Annotated in this window: 21 protein-coding genes and 1 riboswitch; of the genes, 6 read left to right on the top strand and 15 right to left on the bottom strand. The window is 31.9% G+C overall.

Features of this window, described 5'->3' with window-relative positions:
- The first annotated feature begins 92 nt into the window (after positions 1-92).
- Complete coding sequence (locus tag IEU88_RS04800; protein WP_019468351.1) at positions 93-341, top strand: ferredoxin; 249 nt, start codon at positions 93-95, stop codon at positions 339-341.
- A 198-nt stretch (positions 342-539) separates the two neighbouring features.
- Here the strand turns inward: IEU88_RS04800 and IEU88_RS04795 are convergent, their stop codons facing one another.
- The 6 genes from IEU88_RS04795 to IEU88_RS04770 all read right to left on the bottom strand — a co-directional run bounded on the left by IEU88_RS04795 (position 540) and on the right by IEU88_RS04770 (position 6,196).
- A complete protein-coding gene (locus tag IEU88_RS04795) occupies positions 540-1,085 on the bottom strand; it encodes an ECF transporter S component (protein ID WP_096809626.1) in 546 nt (181 codons plus the stop codon).
- Between the two features lie 64 nt (positions 1,086-1,149).
- Positions 1,150-1,284: riboswitch (FMN riboswitch) on the bottom strand.
- Between the two features lie 296 nt (positions 1,285-1,580).
- A complete protein-coding gene (locus tag IEU88_RS04790; protein WP_103373137.1) occupies positions 1,581-3,353 on the bottom strand; it encodes an ATP-binding protein in 1,773 nt (590 codons plus the stop codon).
- A complete protein-coding gene (locus IEU88_RS04785) occupies positions 3,337-4,062 on the bottom strand; it encodes a response regulator transcription factor (RefSeq protein WP_096809622.1) in 726 nt (241 codons plus the stop codon). Before IEU88_RS04785 ends, IEU88_RS04790 begins: the two co-directional genes overlap by 17 nt.
- Positions 4,063-4,199: 137 nt before the next feature.
- Positions 4,200-4,937 carry a pseudouridine synthase gene (locus tag IEU88_RS04780; protein ID WP_096809620.1) on the bottom strand — a complete coding sequence of 246 codons (738 nt, stop codon included), beginning with the start codon at positions 4,935-4,937 and terminating at the stop codon, positions 4,200-4,202.
- Positions 4,930-5,478, bottom strand: a complete 549-nt coding sequence (gene scpB, locus IEU88_RS04775; RefSeq protein ID WP_096809618.1) for an SMC-Scp complex subunit ScpB — start codon at positions 5,476-5,478, stop codon at positions 4,930-4,932. Before scpB ends, IEU88_RS04780 begins: the two co-directional genes overlap by 8 nt.
- Entirely contained in the window at positions 5,462-6,196 is a 735-nt protein-coding gene (locus IEU88_RS04770) for a segregation and condensation protein A (protein ID WP_096809616.1), read from the bottom strand. Before IEU88_RS04770 ends, scpB begins: the two co-directional genes overlap by 17 nt.
- 92 nt (positions 6,197-6,288) lie before the next feature.
- Between IEU88_RS04770 and IEU88_RS04765 the strand changes: the two genes are divergently transcribed.
- Positions 6,289-6,795, top strand: a complete 507-nt coding sequence (locus tag IEU88_RS04765) for a DUF309 domain-containing protein (RefSeq protein WP_103373138.1) — start codon at positions 6,289-6,291, stop codon at positions 6,793-6,795.
- Positions 6,796-6,888: 93 nt separating this feature from the next.
- On the opposite strand, the gene xerD is transcribed toward IEU88_RS04765, so the two are convergent.
- From xerD to IEU88_RS04750, 3 genes are all read right to left on the bottom strand, one after another.
- On the bottom strand, positions 6,889-7,767 hold the full coding sequence (xerD, locus tag IEU88_RS04760; protein WP_242692936.1) for a site-specific tyrosine recombinase XerD: 879 nt from the start codon (positions 7,765-7,767) through the stop codon (positions 6,889-6,891).
- A 45-nt stretch (positions 7,768-7,812) separates the two neighbouring features.
- A complete protein-coding gene (gene fur, locus IEU88_RS04755; RefSeq protein ID WP_096809611.1) occupies positions 7,813-8,259 on the bottom strand; it encodes a ferric iron uptake transcriptional regulator in 447 nt (148 codons plus the stop codon).
- A gap of 104 nt (positions 8,260-8,363) precedes the next feature.
- The gene (locus IEU88_RS04750; RefSeq protein WP_103373529.1) at positions 8,364-8,906 is read right to left on the bottom strand and encodes an NUDIX hydrolase; all 543 of its coding nucleotides are present in this window, start codon (positions 8,904-8,906) and stop codon (positions 8,364-8,366) included.
- A 203-nt stretch (positions 8,907-9,109) separates the two neighbouring features.
- On the opposite strand from IEU88_RS04750, the gene IEU88_RS04745 reads away from it, so the two are divergent.
- Complete coding sequence (locus IEU88_RS04745) at positions 9,110-10,024, top strand: aldo/keto reductase (RefSeq protein WP_096809607.1); 915 nt, start codon at positions 9,110-9,112, stop codon at positions 10,022-10,024.
- Between the two features lie 385 nt (positions 10,025-10,409).
- Here the strand turns inward: IEU88_RS04745 and IEU88_RS04740 are convergent, their stop codons facing one another.
- A complete protein-coding gene (locus IEU88_RS04740; RefSeq protein ID WP_096809605.1) occupies positions 10,410-11,168 on the bottom strand; it encodes an SDR family NAD(P)-dependent oxidoreductase in 759 nt (252 codons plus the stop codon).
- A gap of 143 nt (positions 11,169-11,311) precedes the next feature.
- Here IEU88_RS04740 and proC point away from each other — a divergent pair, with 143 nt between their 5' ends.
- A complete protein-coding gene (gene proC / locus IEU88_RS04735; protein WP_096809603.1) occupies positions 11,312-12,127 on the top strand; it encodes a pyrroline-5-carboxylate reductase in 816 nt (271 codons plus the stop codon).
- A 232-nt stretch (positions 12,128-12,359) separates the two neighbouring features.
- Here the strand turns inward: proC and rnz are convergent, their stop codons facing one another.
- Positions 12,360-13,280, bottom strand: coding sequence for a ribonuclease Z (gene rnz, locus IEU88_RS04730; protein ID WP_103373530.1), 921 nt, complete (start codon positions 13,278-13,280; stop codon positions 12,360-12,362).
- A gap of 148 nt (positions 13,281-13,428) precedes the next feature.
- On the opposite strand from rnz, the gene zwf reads away from it, so the two are divergent.
- Complete coding sequence (zwf, locus tag IEU88_RS04725; RefSeq protein ID WP_096809597.1) at positions 13,429-14,913, top strand: glucose-6-phosphate dehydrogenase; 1,485 nt, start codon at positions 13,429-13,431, stop codon at positions 14,911-14,913.
- Positions 14,914-15,189: 276 nt separating this feature from the next.
- Positions 15,190-16,062, top strand: coding sequence for an AraC family transcriptional regulator (locus tag IEU88_RS04720; RefSeq protein WP_096809595.1), 873 nt, complete (start codon positions 15,190-15,192; stop codon positions 16,060-16,062).
- Positions 16,063-16,490: 428 nt separating this feature from the next.
- Here IEU88_RS04720 and IEU88_RS04715 read toward each other — a convergent pair whose 3' ends face one another.
- From IEU88_RS04715 to gnd, 4 genes are all read right to left on the bottom strand, one after another.
- Entirely contained in the window at positions 16,491-18,140 is a 1,650-nt protein-coding gene (locus tag IEU88_RS04715; protein ID WP_103373660.1) for a glycoside hydrolase family 13 protein, read from the bottom strand.
- A gap of 346 nt (positions 18,141-18,486) precedes the next feature.
- The gene (locus IEU88_RS04710; RefSeq protein ID WP_157774139.1) at positions 18,487-18,645 is read right to left on the bottom strand and encodes a hypothetical protein; all 159 of its coding nucleotides are present in this window, start codon (positions 18,643-18,645) and stop codon (positions 18,487-18,489) included.
- Entirely contained in the window at positions 18,632-18,769 is a 138-nt protein-coding gene (locus IEU88_RS04705; protein ID WP_157772541.1) for a hypothetical protein, read from the bottom strand. Before IEU88_RS04705 ends, IEU88_RS04710 begins: the two co-directional genes overlap by 14 nt.
- A gap of 420 nt (positions 18,770-19,189) precedes the next feature.
- Positions 19,190-20,599: an NADP-dependent phosphogluconate dehydrogenase gene (gnd, locus tag IEU88_RS04700; RefSeq protein WP_096809590.1), complete on the bottom strand. Its 1,410-nt coding sequence runs from the start codon at positions 20,597-20,599 to the stop codon at positions 19,190-19,192.
- Between the last annotated feature and the right edge of the window lie 12 nt (positions 20,600-20,611).

Here is a 20,611-nt window from a genome sequence, read left to right as displayed (position 1 = left end):
ATAAAACGAAAACATTTGAAAAAATTTAAAACAGTAACTACAATACTAATTGTGTTATTAGTGTAGCATGTTTGTTAAAGGAGGCGAAGAAATTGGCTAAATATACAATTGTTGATATGGATACATGCATTGCATGTGGTGCTTGTGGTGCCGCTGCCCCTGATATATATGATTACGATGACGAAGGTATCGCGTACGTTATACTAGATGACAACCAAGGTACTGCAGAAGTACCAGAAGAATTATATGAAGATATGGAAGACGCATTAGAAGGTTGCCCAACAGATTCCATTAAAATTGAAGAAGAATCATTTGACGGAGACCCTTTAAAATTTGAATAAAGCATCTATTCAAATAAAACATCTTATAAAACTCAGTGTAGTCATTAAACAAATGAAAACGCTGGGTTTTTTAATTTTTAAATAATCAATTTAGTTTTATAATTGTATCCATAAGACCACATCATAAAAAAAGCTGGACTTTGAACTCCTATTTATAAAATGGGTTTCATCCAGCTTTCTTATGGTTATTATATATATTTATTTAGGTAAAATATGCTTTAAACGTTTGAATAAAAGTATAAATATTAACGAAATAATGATTCCTTTAATAATATTAAAAGGAATAACGCCTGAAACAACAACGATTTTAATGTTTTCAACTACATTAGAAAGGTTCATTATCATTCCGTAAAGCGGTAATAAAACAAAATAGTTTAAAATACTTAAGACGATTGTCATGACAATCGTAGCTATACTAAAGCCAACCACTTGTGTTTTAATTGTAGATTTATGTTTGATAACGTAAAAAGCTGTTAAAATAAAGCTTGCTCCAGCTAAAAAGTTGGCAATAGGGCCAACTGGATCGCCTATATTAAACAAAAAATTAAGCAAGTTTTTTATAAACAATACAATAATTCCTGCTATTGGGCCCAAGCTAAAAGTAGCTAACAATGCTGGAATATCGCTGAAATCTAACGTTAAATACGGTGGTAAAAATGGTATCGGAAATTTGATAAACATTAAAATAAATGAAACCGCACTTAACATACTTATTGTAATAAGTCTTTTGGTTTGTTGTTGCATATTAAATTATCTCCTTCCATTCACCTTGCATAGAAAAGGAGGATTTAATTGCATAACAAAAACCCTCCATCTTCTCCCATCCAGACTATACTGTCGGCTCTAGATTCGCACTAGATCAGCCATCTATCTTTAAAAGATAAATAGGTCGCAGGCTTTATTTACTGCCGGTTGGGAATCACACCCTGCCCCGAAGATGAATTTCTTAATTTTTATAAATATATCATAGCCTATTACTCAGATAAAAACAACAGACATGCTCTTATTCATTAAAACAGTAGCATTTATAAAATTAAAAACGAGATTAGAAAACAGAATATGTTAACTGATTTCTAACCTCGACTTTAGATGAAGGTATTCATGTACTTTTAAATACAAATATGGAATGGTTATAAAATGATACAGGTTTAACTTATTGCCCATTCTTTCTAAATTAAACACGTTATTTCTGAATTATTTAATATTAAGAGAGATTGCTACAATTATATGTTAGCAAATTTATTTACTAATATCGTGATCCACTGGTTTTGGTAGTTTAATAATGAAAGTCGTACCTTCACCTAGTTCACTTTTTACTTCTATAGAGCCTCCATGTTCATCAATAATCATACGGCAAATAAATAACCCTAAGCCAGTACCTTGTTTGCCACGTTTACGTGCAGTATCAACTTTATAAAAACGATCAAATACCTGCTGTAAATGCTCAGGTGCTATACCAGAACCAGTATCAGTGATATAAAGTATATTTTCATTATCAGATTCGCCATAACTAATTGAAATTAAATCGCCAGGTTCAGTATATCTAGTAGCATTATCAATAAGGTTAGTTAGCACTTGTTCAATTCTATCTGTATCAAAATACCACAATTGATTCTGAGTATTGGGATTTAAATTCATAGTTAAACCTAAATCATTTGCTTGTTTTTGGTATTTTTGTTGCATTCTGCTTAATAACGGATCGATGGGTTGTACAACCTTTTCTACGGTTAACCCTTCAGCATCCATCCGTGCTACATTGAGTAACTCATTTACTAAACGATTTAAACGTTTCGTTTCGTCCAGTACAATAGACAATGATTCATGTATTTCTTCAGGTTCAGTTACAATACCATCTACGATTGATTCTGTATAACCTTGCAATAAAGAAATGGGTGTGCGGAGTTCGTGTGATACATTAGCAATAAAATCTTTTTTCATCTGGTCAATATTATGCTCATTTGTCATATCACGAATAATTGCAACAATACCGCTTCTACCGTCTGGTTGTATTTGTTCGATATAACTTGAAATAATAACAAAATAACGTGTGCTAATCTCGTATTCTTCGAATTGTGTTTGTTTTGTTTTAAATGTTAATTCGTTTTGACGATCTAGTTTTTCTAAATCATGTTTATCCAATATTTTTAAAATGTTTTGTGCCATTTTATTAGATATAATAATATCTTTTTTATCATTAAATCCTAGTACGCCTTCGACCATCGAGTTAATTAAACTATCTCGTATATTTTTAGAAGATGATAGTGCATCTATATGTTGTTGTATTTCAGAGCTCATCGTATTAAAAGCCCGTGAAAGTTCACCTATTTCATCTCGTGAATTAACAGGAACAACTTGTGCATAGTCCCCTTTAGAAACTTTGAGTGCTTGTGTTCTTAATTTTCTAAGTGGTTTTGTGATACGAGAAGATAAGAAAAATGCAAATACTGTCGTTATAGCTAAAAAGATTATAGCAATAATTAAAATAATGACAGTAATGACATTGTTTGTATCTTCAATCGTTTTTAAATCTTGGTAAATAAATACACCACTGTACTTGCTATTATGCTGACTGGAATCAAGATTTTTAGATGGATAGCCAATTAATACATATGTCTTTTGTTGTTGTTTTATATCAACCGTGACGTGTTCTGATATTTGCTCTCCTTTGTCGAATACTTTTTCGTAATCTTTATTATCTTTAATTTCTCTGAACATCTTTTCTTTAGTTTCATCTTTATTTGCACTATCCATGTGCTTGTTATTCATAATAATCAGACCTACTGGACCTTCGATTAATGATTTACTGTGTCTAATAGCTGTTGCTTTATCATCTGAACTTTCAACCAAATGGCTAATTCTTTTTGCATCTTTGAGTAATGAATCCTCTGTTTCTTGCGTAAAGTAAGATTGTATAAACGTTATAAGGGCTGCGCTTAATAAAATTAAAACTGTCGTTACTATAAAGATTATAGTTAACCACAGTTTTACTACGACATTATTGAGTCGGTTCATTATCAGATTTAACCTCGAATTTATAACCCACACCCCAAACGGTTTGAATCATTTGAGCTGCATTCTCTGAAACTCGATTTAATTTCTCTCTTAAACGTTTTACATGTGTATCAACTGTACGCAAATCACCATAGAACTCATAGTGCCAGACTTCTTTTAAAAGCTGTTCACGATCAAAGACTTTGTTTGGTGTTTTCGCTAAAAAGATTAAAAGTTCATATTCTTTTGGTGTCAGGTTTACTTGATTATTATCAGCCAGTACTCTATGCGCATCATTATCAATCACAAGATGTTCAAACTCGATTAAATCTCGTGCATGGGGTTCGCTTTGTTCTGTATGTGCTACCTGAGTGCGTCTTAATAAAGCTTTGACACGTAATACAACCTCGCGAGGTGAAAAAGGTTTAACGATATAATCATCTGCACCGGATTCAAATCCTTCTACTCGATTTGTTTCTTCACCCTTTGCAGTTAACATAATAATAGGTGTTTCTTTATGTTCTCTTAACCTAGATGCAACAGCAATACCATCCATCTCTGGCAACATTAAATCTAATAAAATACATGAATAATCATGTTCCATTGCCATTTTATACGCTTCATGTCCATCTCTAGCTTCATGTGTTTCAAAAGATTCTCTTTCTAAGTACAATTTTAATAATCGTCTGATTCTATCTTCATCATCAACGATAAGTATTTCGTTTGACATAGGTTTCGTACCCTCCCACACTGCTATCTTTCAATTTCAATCACATTATATCATAGGTTGAAGCATAAAAGTGCTTAAGAATGAAAAGTTTGTGAATTTTTTATCAATATCTGGTTGTTGCCTATAGGTTCACACAATTAATGACCATGTTCAGCCAATTGACGTAATACTTTTACTTCATGCGGTGTAAGCACTCTGCCTTCACCAGCATTCAATCCTTTTAAATCTAAAGGCCCAAATTCTATACGTTGTAATTTTGATATTTGGTAACCAAAATGCTCAAACATACGTCTAACTTGTCTATTACGTCCTTCCGTTATTGTAATCTCTACAAGCGTTGAATTTTTGTCTTTATCTTGATTTTTAATTTTTACGTTGGCAGGTTGCGTCTTACCATCTTCTAATTTAATGCCTTGTTCTAACGCTTTAACTTCTTCACGCATAAGATAACCTTTTAATTTAACGACGTATTTCTTTTTAATTTTGTAACGTGGGTGCGTCATTAAATTTGTGAATTCTCCATCGTTCGTTAGCAATAGTAAACCAGATGTATCATAATCTAAACGACCAACTGGATAAATCCTTGTTTTGATTTGTTTAAAGTAATCAGTAACTACTTTTCTACCTTTATCATCAGACACACTCGTAATCACTTGCGCTGGTTTATAAAAAAGGATATATAATTTATCTTCTTGTTCCAATTTAACGCCTTCTACTTCCACCGTGTCAGTAGGCTTTACCTTTGTACCTAGTTCAGTTTCTGTTTCACCGTTTACTTTGACTTTACCTTCTGTGATTAAGGTTTCAGCTTTACGTCTTGAAGTATAACCACTGTTTGCAATACGTTTTTGTAATCTTTCTATTTCTTTACTCATTATTATCTCCTTTTTGGTTGACTAAGTTACTAAAGAAAGCTTCAATTTCTTCATCTTCTTCATCTGTAGTTGGTAGATCATCTAAATGTTCAATGCCGAATACATTTAGGAATAACTCTGTTGTATATAGCTGTTGGCTTCTAGAATCTTGTTCATCTTTCGCTTCAATTAAACCACGCGCTATCAAAGTTTTAACGGCACCATCTGAATTAATGCCTCTAATCATTTCGATATCACTACGAGATAAGGGTTGATTATATGCAATAATAGATAAAGCTTCCATAGCTGCTTGTGATAATTTCAATTTTGATTTTTGTTCTATTAATTTTTCGATATATTCTGAAGCATCTTTTTTTGTTGTAAGTACATAATTATTGCCAAAATGTTGGATCTCTAGCCCAGAAGCATCATATTCGGTGATTAAAGTATGCAATGTATTTTGATCAATTTCTAATATCTCTAGAATTTGCTTTTCTTCAAGTCCTTCATCCCCAGCTGTATAAAGTAATGCTTCTAGAACTCCTTTATCGTTCAATGCCATAGTTAACTCCTCTTAAAATATTTATATCTTCAAAGCTTTTTTGCTGTTCTATATTTACAATACCTGATTTTGACATTTCTAGTATTGCAAGGAAATGAGTAACCACCATTTCTAATGGTTCAGTAAAATTAAATAAGCTAAAAAAGTTAAATGATTCATGATCTTTCAAACGTTTGGTAACTTGAGAAGTAGCTTGTTGAATTGTAAATGTATCTTTTCGAATATCGACTGTTTTAGGCGTTTGATATTCGACACGATTTTTTACTTTTTGATAGGCGATGATCAATTCAGTTAAGTCAATCGTATGGTTTGAATCCCAAGTTTCATTTGATTCTAAATGCGTTAAATCAGTTGGATGTTTAGCATAATATTGTTCTCTTTCTGCTCTTTTTTCATTTAAAAGAACTGTATACGCTTTATAATTTTGATATTCTATTAATCGTTCAACTAAATTTTCACGTGGATCATCGTCTATATCCTCAACGTCTTCTGATTGAGGTAATAGCATTTTACTTTTAATCATAAGTAATTCTGATGCCATAACTAAATATTCACTTGCCACGTTAATTTCTAATCGGTTCATCGCATGTATATATTGCATATACTGCTCTGTTAATGATTTCATAGGAATATCATATATATCAATTTCAAATTTTTGAATAAGATGCAATAATAAATCTAAAGGTCCATTAAAGGCATCGAGTTTTACTTCATACATTTTTATCTACCTCATATTAGCAAGTTAAGTGCGGAATTCACTAAAATATTATAGCATGTTTAGTATAAACATTTAAATTTGGAGCGATATTCATGTTAAGAAATGCATTACAAGATTTTTATTTTCAATTTCATACGCAACAACATTACTTTCTTTGTCATGACATTTTAGAAGATGCTTGGAAAGCAAACCCGCATTATAGTAAAGAGGACGCAATTGTTAGTTTAATCTTAACTGCGACAGGTTGTTATCATTACAGAAGACAAAATTTTGTAGGCGCTGTTAAATCTTTTAAAAAGGCATTAAGTGTGATTCGAAAATTTGATTCAGCTTTAAACATTGGTCTTGATATACAAGCATATCAACAGCAAATACAAACTTTGATAAAAACAGTTAATAGAGAACAATCTTTTACGCCAATTCAATTACCTATTACAAACGAAATGGAAGAAGACATATTAAAAAGATATCCTAATTATATAGTGACTTTTTATAAAATAGAAGATAGTTATATTATAGATCACCATTTAAAAAGAGATCGTACTGAAGTTGAAGCTGCTAGACAACGTGCATTACAAGCGCGACATAATGCACAATAAAATTATAGTGGCATTTTATTGAAGTTATATTTTCCACATATACTATGTTAAAAAACACAGACTAGTTATTCAACCGAATAAACTGGTCTGTGTTTATGCTCGTGGATGAAATTCGTTATACATTTTACGAATTTGTGATTTAGACACATGTGTATACAATTGCGTAGTTGAAATGTCAGAATGCCCTAACATTTCTTGAACTGCACGTAAATCTGCTCCGTTTTCCAGCAGGTGTGTTGCAAATGAATGTCTTAAAGTATGAGGTGTTAAAGTTTTCAAAATATTTGCTTTAATACCATTTTGTTTAATCATTTTCCATATAGCCTGTCTTGATAAAGGTTTTCCATGCATATTTAAAAATAGTGCATTAGTTACAGTGTTTTTTAAAAGTTGAGGTCGAACTGTTTCAAGATAAGTATTTAAAAATTCAATAACTGTATCGCCTAATGGTACAATACGTTCTTTATTCCCCTTACCAAATACACGTATGAACCCCATAATTAAATTAATATCTTCTAATTCAATTTGGATAAGTTCAGAAACGCGCATACCTGTAGCATAAAGCAATTCTAGCATTGTTCTATCTCTATAACCGTTATTTTTAGATAAATTAGGTGTTTCTAATAATCTAAGTACTTCCTCGACTTCTAATACGTCTGGTAATTTACGATCATATTTAGGTGTTTCAATTAATACAGTTGGATCTTTGGCAGCGTATTTTTCTCTTAAAGCAAATTGATGAAAGCTTCGTATGGTTGAAATAAATCGAGCTAATGATTTCGAAGAGGCACCTTCATCATGAAGGTGTCCCAAGCATTCTTGAATTAATTGTCTATCTACAAAATCTATATGGCTGATTTTGCGTGATTCTATAAATTCAGCATATTTCTTTAAATCGCGGCGATATGCGCCTATTGTATTTACACTTAATCCTTTTTCAAGTTGTATAAATTTTAAATATTCATCTATCATATTATTCACTATACTACCTCTATTTCTGAAATAGTCATTTTCGATTTATTTTCCTTTAGCTTGGCATGAAGCGCATACACCATGAAACGTTAAACGATGGTCTAATATTTTAAAATTAAACTCATTTTCGACTCTTTCCTCCACACGAGGTAACAAATCTTCTTCGATTTCTTCTACTTTCCCACATTCCATACAAACTAGATGATGGTGGAAATGTTTTGCACCTTCTTTTCTTAAGTCAAAACGAGCTACGCCATCGCCAAAATTTATTTTATCAACTACTTTGAGTTCTGCTAATAATTCTAGTGTACGATAAACCGTTGCAAGTCCAATTTCTGGCGCCTTATCCTTGACCTTTAAATAAACATCTTCAGCACTTAAATGATCTTTTTCATTTTCAATTAAAACTCTCAAAGTTGCCTCGCGTTGTGGAGTCAATTTATAAGATGATTGCTGTAATTGCTGCTTCACGCGATTTAAACGTTCTTCCACGGAAGCCTCACTCCCCTACTAATAATTATAATCATTTTAATTTAGTTATGATTTATATATATAAAATACCAATAATTGATAAAAAGCGCAAGTATTCTCGCCTCTTATTTATAATGATTATAATTAAGTAAAATATATTGTAACGCGATAATGGTTTTTGCATCTTCAAATACTTTATTATCTAGCATTGTTTGTATCTCACTCATATGATAGTATTCTAATTCTAAAAATTCATCCTCATCTAAATGCATTTCGCCATTTTTTAAATCTTTAGCTAAATATATAGATATTTTTTCATTTGAGAAACCTGGAGAACCATACATTTCTGAAATAAGTTCTAATTCTTCAGCAATATAACCGGTCTCTTCTTGGAGCTCACGTTTTGCTGCAGCTTCTCTCTCTTCCCCTTTTTCTAATTTACCAGCTGGGATTTCTAAAAGTGGTTTTTCACATGCTTTTCGAAATTGTTTGACTAATATAATCTTATCATCTGGCGTGATAGCACAAACAGCAACAGCGCCATTGTGATATATCAGCTCACGTTTAGAATTTTGACCGTCGGGTAGTTCAACATCGTGGACTTCCAAATCGATGATCGCGCCTTTATAAATGGAAGCTCTATGTATTGTTTTTTCAAATAAGTTCATAAATAATCACAGTCCTTTTAATTGGTTTAAGATATTGTTAAGATAAACACATTAGTAATTAAGGGGTTAGCGATTTAACAAATCAATGCGTTAAATGATTTATTTGTTTTTTAGCTATGTATAGATAGTTAATAATGAAAATGTTCATCTTACTTTATTATGTCTACGCCCTATTATTTAAGTGTATCGAAAGGAGAAACAACATGCAAAAAAATGTTTTAAAAAGTGGCATTGAAATTTCAGAGTTAGGTTTAGGTTGTATGAGTCTCGGCACTGATAAAAAGCAAGCAGAACCTATCATAGAACGTGCAATAGAACATGGTATCACGTATTTTGATACAGCTGATATGTATGATAAAGGTGTAAACGAAGCTATAGTAGGAGAAGCTTTAAAAAAATATCAAAACAGAGACGATATTGTAATTGGAACGAAAGTGGGTAATCGTTTGAAAGATGATGGCTCTACAACATGGGATCCTTCTAAATCTTATATTAAAGAAGCAGTTAAAGGTTCGCTACAACGATTAGGTTTAGACCACTTAGATTTATATCAATTGCATGGCGGAACAATCGGTGATCCTTTGGATGAAACGATTAGCGCCTTTGACGAATTAAAAAAGGAAGGCATCATACGAGCTTACGGTATCTCGTCAATTAGACCTAACGTGATTGATTATTATTTAAAACACAGCGACATCGAAACACTTATGTCTCAATTTAATTTAATTGATAACAGACCAGAGCCATTATTAGATGATGTGCATGCTAAAAAAGTAAAAGTCTTAGCTCGTGGGCCAGTATTTAAAGGCCTATTAACAGCAAAAAGTAATAGTGTGTTAGATTCAAAATTTAGCGAAGGTATTTTTGATTATACGTATCAAGAACTAGGAGAAACAATTGCTTCAATTAAAGAAATAGAAAGTAATTTAACTGCGCTTACCTTTAATTATTTAACCTCACACGATGCTTTAGGTTCTATTATCGTTGGTGCAAGTAGCCCAGAACAGCTAGACGAAAATGTAAACAACTACCTACATTCGAAAGATATAAGCCTAGAAAAATTAAAAGCAGCCCAAGATCGTGTTAAAGATTTAAACTATACACAGCACTTAAATTAATTCTTTTTTCATTTAGTCAAAAACGTTAGGTTCCAAGTTATAAGGAACTTGACGTTTTTTTATTTTGTAAAAATAGCGTTATTAGAAATAAATAGTTTAAGTTCATCTTTTGTCAGCAGCAGTAGACTCAAACTTAAAAACGCCTATCTCCTTTTTAGAATACAATTCAATTGTTAGCTAAAATAGCACAACTTTCATAGATACCATTTTTGACTATCCCATTTACCTGAATTATCCGAAGTAATACGCCTTATGTTATTTGGATATAACTATTTGCTTTAAACTTTTTTAAACTAAAAAGAGTATAAAAGTTATAGAACTCTAGCTTAATAATAAAAAATTATTTGATATATTGGATTTATCATTTAGACATTGTGTAAAAAGGTTAAGCTTTGTTTTTAAACAATGACACAAAGTTTTTTTCAATAAAACGAGGTAGTAATTGATAAAACTTTAGCATGATATGCATCCATTTGGGTTCGTTGAGTTCTATCTTTTTGTTTATGATACTATTAATAATTTGGTCTGCTAATACATCAGGATTAAGCATCATTTTTTTATATTTTTGAGCAAACTTTAAGGTTGGGTCTGCTTTATCATGGAACGGTGTTGCTATTGGGCCAGTGTTGACAGTCATGACATGATAATTTGGTTTTTCTATGCGTAATGCGTTTAACACTTGATTCAAGGCCGCTTTACTTCCGCCATAATGCGCTGCATAGCCTTGTGTTAAAAAAGCAGATTGGCTACCAATACCAACAATAGAAGGATTTTTAGATAGATAAGGTTGTAACACTTTTAATAAAATATTAAAATGGACCACATTTAAATTATAGGTTTCTTGCATTTCAGTTACTGTATGGTTTTCTATTGATTTAAAATAACCTAGTCCGGAACTATAGATGAAACCATCAATTTTTGTATGTTTAAAATGCATATCTAAATCTAAAATTTGTGCTTGAGATTGTAAATCACATTTGATTATAGTTAAGTGATTTGTGTCGTATTGCGCTTTAATGTAATTTAATTTCTCTGGGTTTCTTGCAAGCACTGTTACATACACGCTTTTATGAAGTAGTGACTGTAAAATAGATTGACCTAACCCGCTTGTGCCACCTGTTAAAACATAATGTTTACCAATCATAATGAAATCCCTACCTTTTTGAACTTAGTACTAGTATATGTATTGAATTGCATTTTGTCATGCATTTTTTAAAATTATTAGCCATATTTTAAAACTATGTTAGTATGGAAACATAAAAAACAAAGGGGAAGTGAAGTCTTTACATGAAACTCGTATTTTATGGTGCTGGTAATATGGCACATGCAATATTTACAGGAATTGTTAACTCTAAAGTAATTGATTCCGATAAAATTTATTTAACCAATCGATCTAATGAAGTAGCATTAAAAGCATATGCAGACGAATTAGGCGTTAATTATAGTTATGACGACGCCGCTTTATTAAAAGATGCTGATTATGTGTTTTTAGGCACTAAACCGTATGATTTTGATAGTTTAGCTGAGCGAATTAAACCTCATATCAACGAAAAAAATAAATTTATTTCAATCATGGCTGGGTTACCGATTAGTTATATTAAAGATAAATTAGAAACAAGCAATCCTATCGCACGTACTATGCCAAATACTAACGCTCAAGTAGGACATTCCGTAACCGGTATTAGTTTCTCAAATAATTTCGGAGCTAAATCTAAAGAAGAAGTTGATGATTTAATAAATGCGTTTGGCTCTGCTATTGAAGTTTCAGAAGATAATTTGCATCAAGTTACAGCCATTACAGGTAGTGGGCCAGCCTTTTTATATCATGTATTTGAACAATACGTTACTGCTGGTACGCGTTTGGGCCTAGAAAAATCCCAAGTAGAAGAATCCATTCGTAATTTAATTATAGGTACAAGTAAAATGATTGAACGTTCAGAATTAAGTATGGAACAGTTAAGAAAGAATATTACTTCTAAAGGTGGAACGACTCAATCAGGACTTAATGCGTTAGCAGAGCACGACATTGAAGGTATTTTTGAAGATTGTCTACGTGCTGCAGTTAATAGAAGTATTGAATTATCAAACCAAGATAATGATTAAGCATAATTGTAATTTAAATTGCAATAAAAAACTATTGATTTTTAAAACTAAAGCATATTAACTTTGAGATTCATTTATGTTTGTTACACGGAAACGGGACAGGAAATCTGATTAAAAACCAGACTTTCTGCCCCGCTTTTTTAATGGAAATAGACTTTACATTTGCATTCCAGTTACCTAGTGCTACTATGATATTCGAGATTGAAATATTATTTATTTCTCAATCCTATTTTCAAAACTGCCATGAATCAAAATCACTAACAAAATTAAATGGCGGTGTATCATCTAAAGATTTTAATCTTTTACTAATTTCATTAACTTCTTCTTTGGTATAACGATTACTGATATGCGTAATCAAACTATAGTCTACTTGAGCTTCTCTGATTAATTCAAAAACGTCATCAATATGGCTGTGATGATAACTATTAGCCAATGTTTTGTCACCCTCTATATATGTGCTTTCGTGTACCATTACTGTCGCATCGCGTGCGATAAGCAATTCGTTTTTACATGGCATTGTATCACCAAATATCGCTACAACTGGCCCTTTTGTAGCATCATCTTTAAAGTCGTTGGAATTATATATTGTTCCTTTGTATTCGAATGTTTCATTATTTTTAACATCTTGATATTTAGGTCCAGGTTCTAAACCAATTTTTTTAAGTGCTTCAACATTAATTTTACCAGATTTATAGGGCACTTCTACTCTGTATCCAAATGATGGTATGCCATGGTTTAGCATATACGCTTCAACATTAAAACCGTTGTGTTGGTAAGATAGTTGTTCTTCTATCTCGATATATGTAACAGGATAATTTAACTTAGATTCTGATAAATTAAGTGTAGTTTCTACATACGACTTTATACCTTTAGGCCCAATAATTGTAAGTGGTTTACCTTCTCCGCCCTGGAAAGAGCGACTTGTTAATAAACCAGGCAATCCAAAAATATGGTCTCCGTGCATATGCGTAATAAAAATGTGATCTACTTTCCCTAATTTAATTGAGTGATGCAGTATTTGATGTTGTGTCCCTTCACCGACATCAAAAAGCCAAATACTATTACAATAAGGCTCTAAATTTAAAGCAATTGCCTGCGTATTTCTGTCTTTAGTTGGTAGACCAGCACTTGTCCCAAAAAACGTAATTTCCATGCATATGCCTCCTCTTCTGCTTCATATTTTATCATATAAAAGAACGAAAAATATAATAAAATATGATAACACAAGCAAAATTGTGGGAACATAGCAGTAGATTGGTCTATAATAAATACAGATTTAATAAAGAATTGAGGTTTTGATCTTGAATACTAGAAATAAAGATATCCCATGCTTAATAACTATTTTTGGAGCAACTGGTGATCTTAGTCACAGAAAATTATTTCCATCGCTATTCCATTTATATCAGCAAGAAAATTTGAATGAACATATTGCGATTGTTGGAATTGGTAGAAGAGACTTATCAAATGATGATTTCCGTAGTCAAGTGAAGTCGTCAATTCAAGAACATGTCAAAGACACTAAGCATCTAGATAAGTTTATGGAGCACGTATTTTATCACAAGCATGACGTAAGTGATGAAGCAAGTTATCAATCGTTATTAGAGTTTAGTAATAAATTAGATCATGAGTTCCAATTACAAGGCAATAGATTATTTTATTTAGCTATGGCGCCTAATTTCTTTGGTGTTATATCAGATTATTTAAAATCTTCTGGCTTAACAGATACAAGTGGTTTCAAACGTTTAGTCATTGAAAAACCGTTTGGTTCAGATTTAGAATCTGCTGAAGAATTAAATGAACAATTGCGTCATTCGTTTAAAGAAGAAGAAATTTATCGTATTGATCACTATCTAGGCAAAGACATGGTACAAAATATTGAAGTATTACGTTTTGCTAATGCGATGTTTGAACCGTTATGGAATAACAAATATATTTCAAATATCCAAGTTACTTCATCTGAGGTTTTAGGTGTTGAAGATAGAGGCGGTTACTATGAGTCTAGTGGTGCATTGAAAGATATGGTACAAAACCATATGTTACAAATGGTCGCCCTACTAGCAATGGAAGCACCCATCAGTCTGAAAAGTGAAGATATCAGAGCAGAAAAGGTAAAAGCTTTGAAATCACTACGTAAATTACAACCTGATGAAGTCCGTCAAAACTTTGTTCGTGGACAATACGATGAAGGTATCATTGAAGGTCAAAAGGTTAAGCGTTATAGAGACGAAGATCGCGTAGCTGAAGATTCTACTACACCAACCTTTGTTTCCGGTAAATTAACAATCGATAACTTTAGATGGGCTGGTGTGCCATTCTATATTAGAACTGGTAAACGCATGAAGAGTAAGACCATTCAAGTCGTTGTAGAATTTAAAGAAGTACCAATGAATCTATATTACAAAACAGATAAAAAATTAGATTCCAATTTATTAGTAATTAATATTCAACCTAACGAAGGCGTTTCACTTCATTTAAACGCCAAAAAAAATGTTCAAGGTATCGAAACTGAGCCAGTTCAATTATCATATGCGATGAGCGCACAAGATAAAATGAACACGGTAGATGCTTATGAAAATTTATTATTTGATTGTTTAAATGGTGATGCGACGAACTTTACGCATTGGGAAGAATTAAAATCAACTTGGAAATTTGTTGATGCGATTCAAGAAGAATGGAATCAAAGTGAACCAGAATTCCCTAACTACACTGCTGGGACAAACGGCCCATTAGCTAGTGAATTACTTTTAAGTAGAGATGGTTTCCATTGGTGGGACGATATACACTAATTTATAGTTTTTAAATATTGCAATAATACAAGTTTGAAATATAGCTTGTGTTGTTGCTTTTTTCTTATACCTCGTTTGTGTTATGATTTAGACTATTGATTGAATCATACATAAGTAATTTTTAACTTGTTTACATTTTATCCTATTTAATATTTTTGAGATGTCAGTAGAACAAAAATGATGTAAAATAGTATTAATCATCAATTATTCATAACATTATGTATAGAAACAAAGTTAAATATATACTTGTATTTAACTAAATTAGGAGTGAAAGTTTTGGACGTTATCAAGCAAATTCAACAGGCAATTGTGTATATTGAAGATCATTTGCTAGAGCCTCTATATTTGCAAGCATTGAGTGATTACGTTGGTCTTTCACCGTTCCATATTGACCAATCATTTAAAATGATTGTGGGCCAGTCACCAACAGAATATGCTAGATCAAGAAGATTAACTTTAGCAGCCAAAGATATTTTAAGCGGTTCAACGCGCTTGGTGGATGTCGCAAAAAAGTACAACTACAAAGATACTAATGATTTTGCCAATGATTTTAGTGACTTTCATGGCGTTTCTCCTATTCAAGTCAATACAAAACGAGACGAATTAAAAATGCAACCAAGGCTTTATATTAAACTTACTACTACTGAACGTGCACCCTATACGTATCGTTTGGAAGATACGCCAGGTATTTCATTAGTAGGTTATGCTAAATTTTTAGATTCAGAGGAAATAGATAACCCTTATAAAGTACCTGATTTCTTAGAAGATTTATTGGTTGAAGGTAAAATTAAAGAATTACAACGATATAATGATGTCAGTCCATATGAACTATTTGTGGTTAACTGCCCACTTGATCAAGGCATGGAAATATTTGTAGGTGTTCCTAGTGAACGTTATCCTGCACATTTAGAAGATCGATTTTTACCTGAAAGACAATATGCTAAATTCAACTTACAGGGTGAAATAGACTATGTCATTAATGAAGCTTGGTATTATATTGAAACGAGTCTCCAAATGACTTTACCTTATGAGCATAATAGTCTGTATGTTGAAATATACCCATTTGATATTTCTTTCGACAACCCTTTCACGAAAGTCCAATTATGGATGCCTGTCGATCAAGAACAATATAATAAATTAGATTATTAAGCATTTAAATAAAATAATAAACACTACCACTCTTTAATTTATATATTATAATATTTTTGTATCATACCGGCAGAGGTTTGGCCGACTCCTGAGAGAAGAGCGCTAGCTGAATACTACAGGCTAAATCAGTGTCCATGAAAAGCGTACAAAAAAACTGCCAACAAAATTGGAGACTTTGTCGACAGTTTGAGACAAGAGCCCTAGCTCTTGTCTTTTTTTGTTTACATTGAAATCATTGTGGTTTTTAACATACTGATTGCTTAAGTAGGATATTACGAGTGAGATACTGCAGCTTGAACTATAATACTAAGATAAGTATTCAGATCCAAAATTAGAAATTTTTTCTTCTAATAAAATGAAGATGCGTTTTATTTTTTATGATCTGTCCGTTTTTTAATTTGTTTATTGAGCAAATTCACTAAATTCACTTATATTCTAATAACAAACGATTCGTATGGTTGAATGTTTTCAACATCTGGGAAGCTATGCTTATAATTGTGTAATAATATATTTTCTTGTTTGAAATTGATTGGATAATTAAGTGTTGCTTTTTTATCTGTTAAATTACCAACTACCAAAACCATTTGGTTACCCAATTCTCTTGTATAAGCAAATATTTGACTGTTGTCTGGATCTACTAAATTAAATATACCGTAAGTAAAAATGTCATGAGATTTTTTCAAGTTAATTAATGACTTATAAAAGTTTAAAATTGAATCTGGGTCATCTTGTTGTTGTGCAACATTAATTGTTTTATAGTTTGGATTGACTGGGAACCAAGGTTCTACTTGGGAGAACCCTGCAAAATCAGAATCGTCCCATTGCATCGGTGTACGTGAATTATCCCTATTTTCCACCTTGTGTTTATCTAATAGTTTTGTAACATCTCCACCTTGCTTTTTGACGATTTTATATTCGTTTACTACGGCTACGTCATTAAAGGTCTCAATATCTTTAAATGGGTAATTTGTCATACCGATTTCTTGCCCCTGATAGATAAACGGTGTCCCTTGTTGTAAAAAGTAAACAATAGCATGACTTGTAGCTGACTCAAACCAATAATATGTATCGTCTCCCCAAGTTGATACACGACGAGGTTGGTCATGGTTTTCTATAAATAATGCGTTCCATCCAACATTTTCAAGTTTTTTCTGCCAATGATTCAGCACTTTTTTATAAGCATTTACGTCAAATTTGATATCGCCAGAATTCCATAAACCTAAATGTTCAAATTGAAAGATCATATTAAATTTTCCGATTTGTTCACCAACCCATAGCTCAGCATCATCAGGGCTCACACCATTTGCTTCTCCTACAGTCATAATATCGTATTTACTCAACGACTTAGCTTTCATCTCTTGTAGCCAAGTTTGAATGCCCGGCTGGTTCATATCAACTTCAAATGCTGGTGCATAAGTTTTACCTTCAGGCACATTTAAATCACCTGCTTCAAATGTTTTCTTAATATGAGTAATAGCGTCTATTCTAAAACCATCGATGCCTTTTTCAAACCACCAGTTCATCATATTAAAAATTGCATTTCTTACTTCGTCATTTGCCCAATTTAAGTCTGGTTGTTTTTTACTAAATAAATGAAAATAATATTGACCAGTATGTTCATCAAACTCCCATGTAGAACCATTAAATATACTTTCCCAATTATTTGGTTCAGAGCCATCTGGTTTTGGATCTTTCCATATATACCAGTCTCTTTTAGGATTATCTATACTAGATTTTGATTCTATAAACCATGGATGTTCATCTGACGTATGATTAACTACTAAATCTAAAATTAATTTCATGTCTCTTTGGTGCACTGCTTCTAACAGTTGGTTGAAATCTGACATCGTTCCAAATTCATCCATAATATCTTTATAATCACTAATATCATAACCATTGTCATCATTAGGGGATTTATACATTGGACTAAGCCAAATCACATCAATGCCTAAATCATAAAGATAATCTAATTTTTCTATAACACCTGTTAAATCACCAATACCATCATTATTTGTATCTTTAAAACTTCGTGGATAAACTTGGTAAGCAACAGCTTCTTTCCACCATTGTTTAATCATATAGATGCTCCTTTATATGTATGGATTTAAGTTTATTAATTTTCGTAACTATTTCAATATTTTGTTTCTTTATTTTTGGATTTTTAATCAATGCTACTAATTTTAATCTAGCACGTTCTCTCAAAGATTTTGAAAATATCTCTACCGTTATTTAAGGAGATGTCGCAAATCTTGTTATATAATATTTGCTAATAGTATTAGTATGTATATCATCTGTAATTTTAATGTTTAAATACTAAGTAGAAGATGATTTAACATAGTACCAGATATAATTATACCAGTTGGCAATTTATGTATTGATATTAAGGTATTCAAATAGTTTTTATTCGCCCTATATCTATATCAATCAATTTAATATCGCTGTAACTTCATTAAATTGAAATATGTTTTGCAAACCGCAGATTATATCTTTAACAACTTGATATTTATCTTTTTCAGCTAAAAACAATAAACGCGTATGATTTTGTTGTATAAGGTAGTTAGTTAATGATTCAGAAGTCATCATTATCATCTAAAGATTTACCCATTACTGCATAAGGTGCTTTATGTAATTTTAATAAATTAGTGCTTTTATCAAGTTCTATAGGATATAATAAAATAAATTCGTCCACTGAATGATGAAAAATCATATATTTAACTTCTTCATCTCTGCTACTGAGGGCTAAATTATTATTTAGTTGCATGATTAGCGTAATGAATAAGTAAATAAAAGTCAAAAGATATATGCAATCGTTTGCATAAAAATCAATGTTACTAACCTGTATTGTGTTGGAGGTAAAGTTGTATATTTATTGTTATTGATAACAAGTAATATGTTAAAAAATATATTCTATTTTCATTTTGTTTACAAATCGTATTCTATCATTCATAGGAGTTAAGATTGACATTTACATTGTTAATGAGAATTGAGCCATATTATATTTAAAAACATAAGGTTTTAAATATAAAGAGAGCCAACCCGATATTACGGGTTGGCCCTCTTATTTTGAACATGGGTATTTATATCCCAAGCGCTATGCTTTGCTTAAATCGTCAATTATATACGTAATCTAGTCTTCAATCCATTGTGTATGGAATATGCCAGAACGATCTTTACGTTCATAAGTATGCGCACCAAAATAATCACGTTGTGCTTGGATTAAGTTAGCAGGTAAGTTTTCTGAACGGTAACTATCATAATAGTTAATGCTTGCAGAGAAACCTGGCGTAGGGACGCCATTTTGTACACCTGTTGCTACTACATCACGTAAAGCATCTTGATAATTCGTTACAATATCTTTGAAATAAGGATCTAATAATAAATTTTGTAAATCTTTATCATTATCATATGCTTCTTTTATTTTTTGTAAAAATTGTGCACGGATAATGCAACCTTCGCGCCAAATCATAGCTAATTCACCAAGTTGAAGTTCCCATTCGTTGTCTTCACTTGCTTTTCTCATTTGAGCAAAACCTTGTGCATAAGAACATATTTTACTCATGTAAAGCGCTTTGCGAATTTTTTCTAGAAATGCTTCTTTGTTTCCTTCAAATTTAGCATTTGGGCCATTTAATTGTTTTGAAGCATTTATACGTTCTTCTTTAATTGAAGAGATAAAACGAGCAAATACAGATTCAGTAATAATAGTCAATGGAATACCTAATTCTAATGCGTTGATAGATGTCCATTTACCTGTACCTTTTTGACCAGCAGTATCTAAGATTTGTTCAACTAAAGGTCCATCAGTTTCATCATCTAATTTATTGAAAATGTCACCAGTAATCTCAATTAAGTAACTTGATAATTCACCAGCATTCCAATCTTTAAATGTTTGCGCTATATCTTCGTGAGACATACCTAGTAAATCTTTCATCATTGCATAACTTTCAGCAATTAATTGCATATCAGCGTATTCTATGCCATTATGAACCATTTTAACATAATGACCAGCGCCATTAGGTCCAATATAAGCTACACATGGTGCGCCGTCTTTTGCTTTTGCTGAAATTGCTTCTAAGATATGACTGACTTTATCAAATGCGTCTTTTTGTCCACCAGGCATAAGTGAAGGTCCTGTTAATGCACCAACTTCACCGCCAGATACACCCATACCAATGAAATTAACGCCACTTTCAGCAAGTGCTTTATTACGTCTAATTGTATCTTGATAATTTGTATTACCACCATCGATTAAGATATCATCATCATCTAATAACGGTAACAATGTATCAATCGTTGCATCAGTAGCAGCGCCTGCTTTTACCATTAATAAAATCTTACGGGGTTTTTCTAAAGAATTTACGAATTCTTCCATTGAATATGTTGGATGTATATTTTTTCCTTCAGATTCTTTGACCATTTCGTCTGTTTTTTCAGAAGAACGGTTAAAAACTGAAACGCTATATCCACGTGATTCAATATTCCAAGCAAGGTTTTTACCCATTACGGCTAAACCTACTACACCAATTTGTTGTGTCATTTAACTAACCTC

It is taken from the genome of Staphylococcus nepalensis (assembly GCF_014635045.1).
GTDB lineage: Bacteria > Bacillota > Bacilli > Staphylococcales > Staphylococcaceae > Staphylococcus > Staphylococcus nepalensis.
The sequence above is the reverse complement of the archived record's forward strand: the minus strand, read 5'-3'. Positions and strand labels throughout refer to the sequence as shown.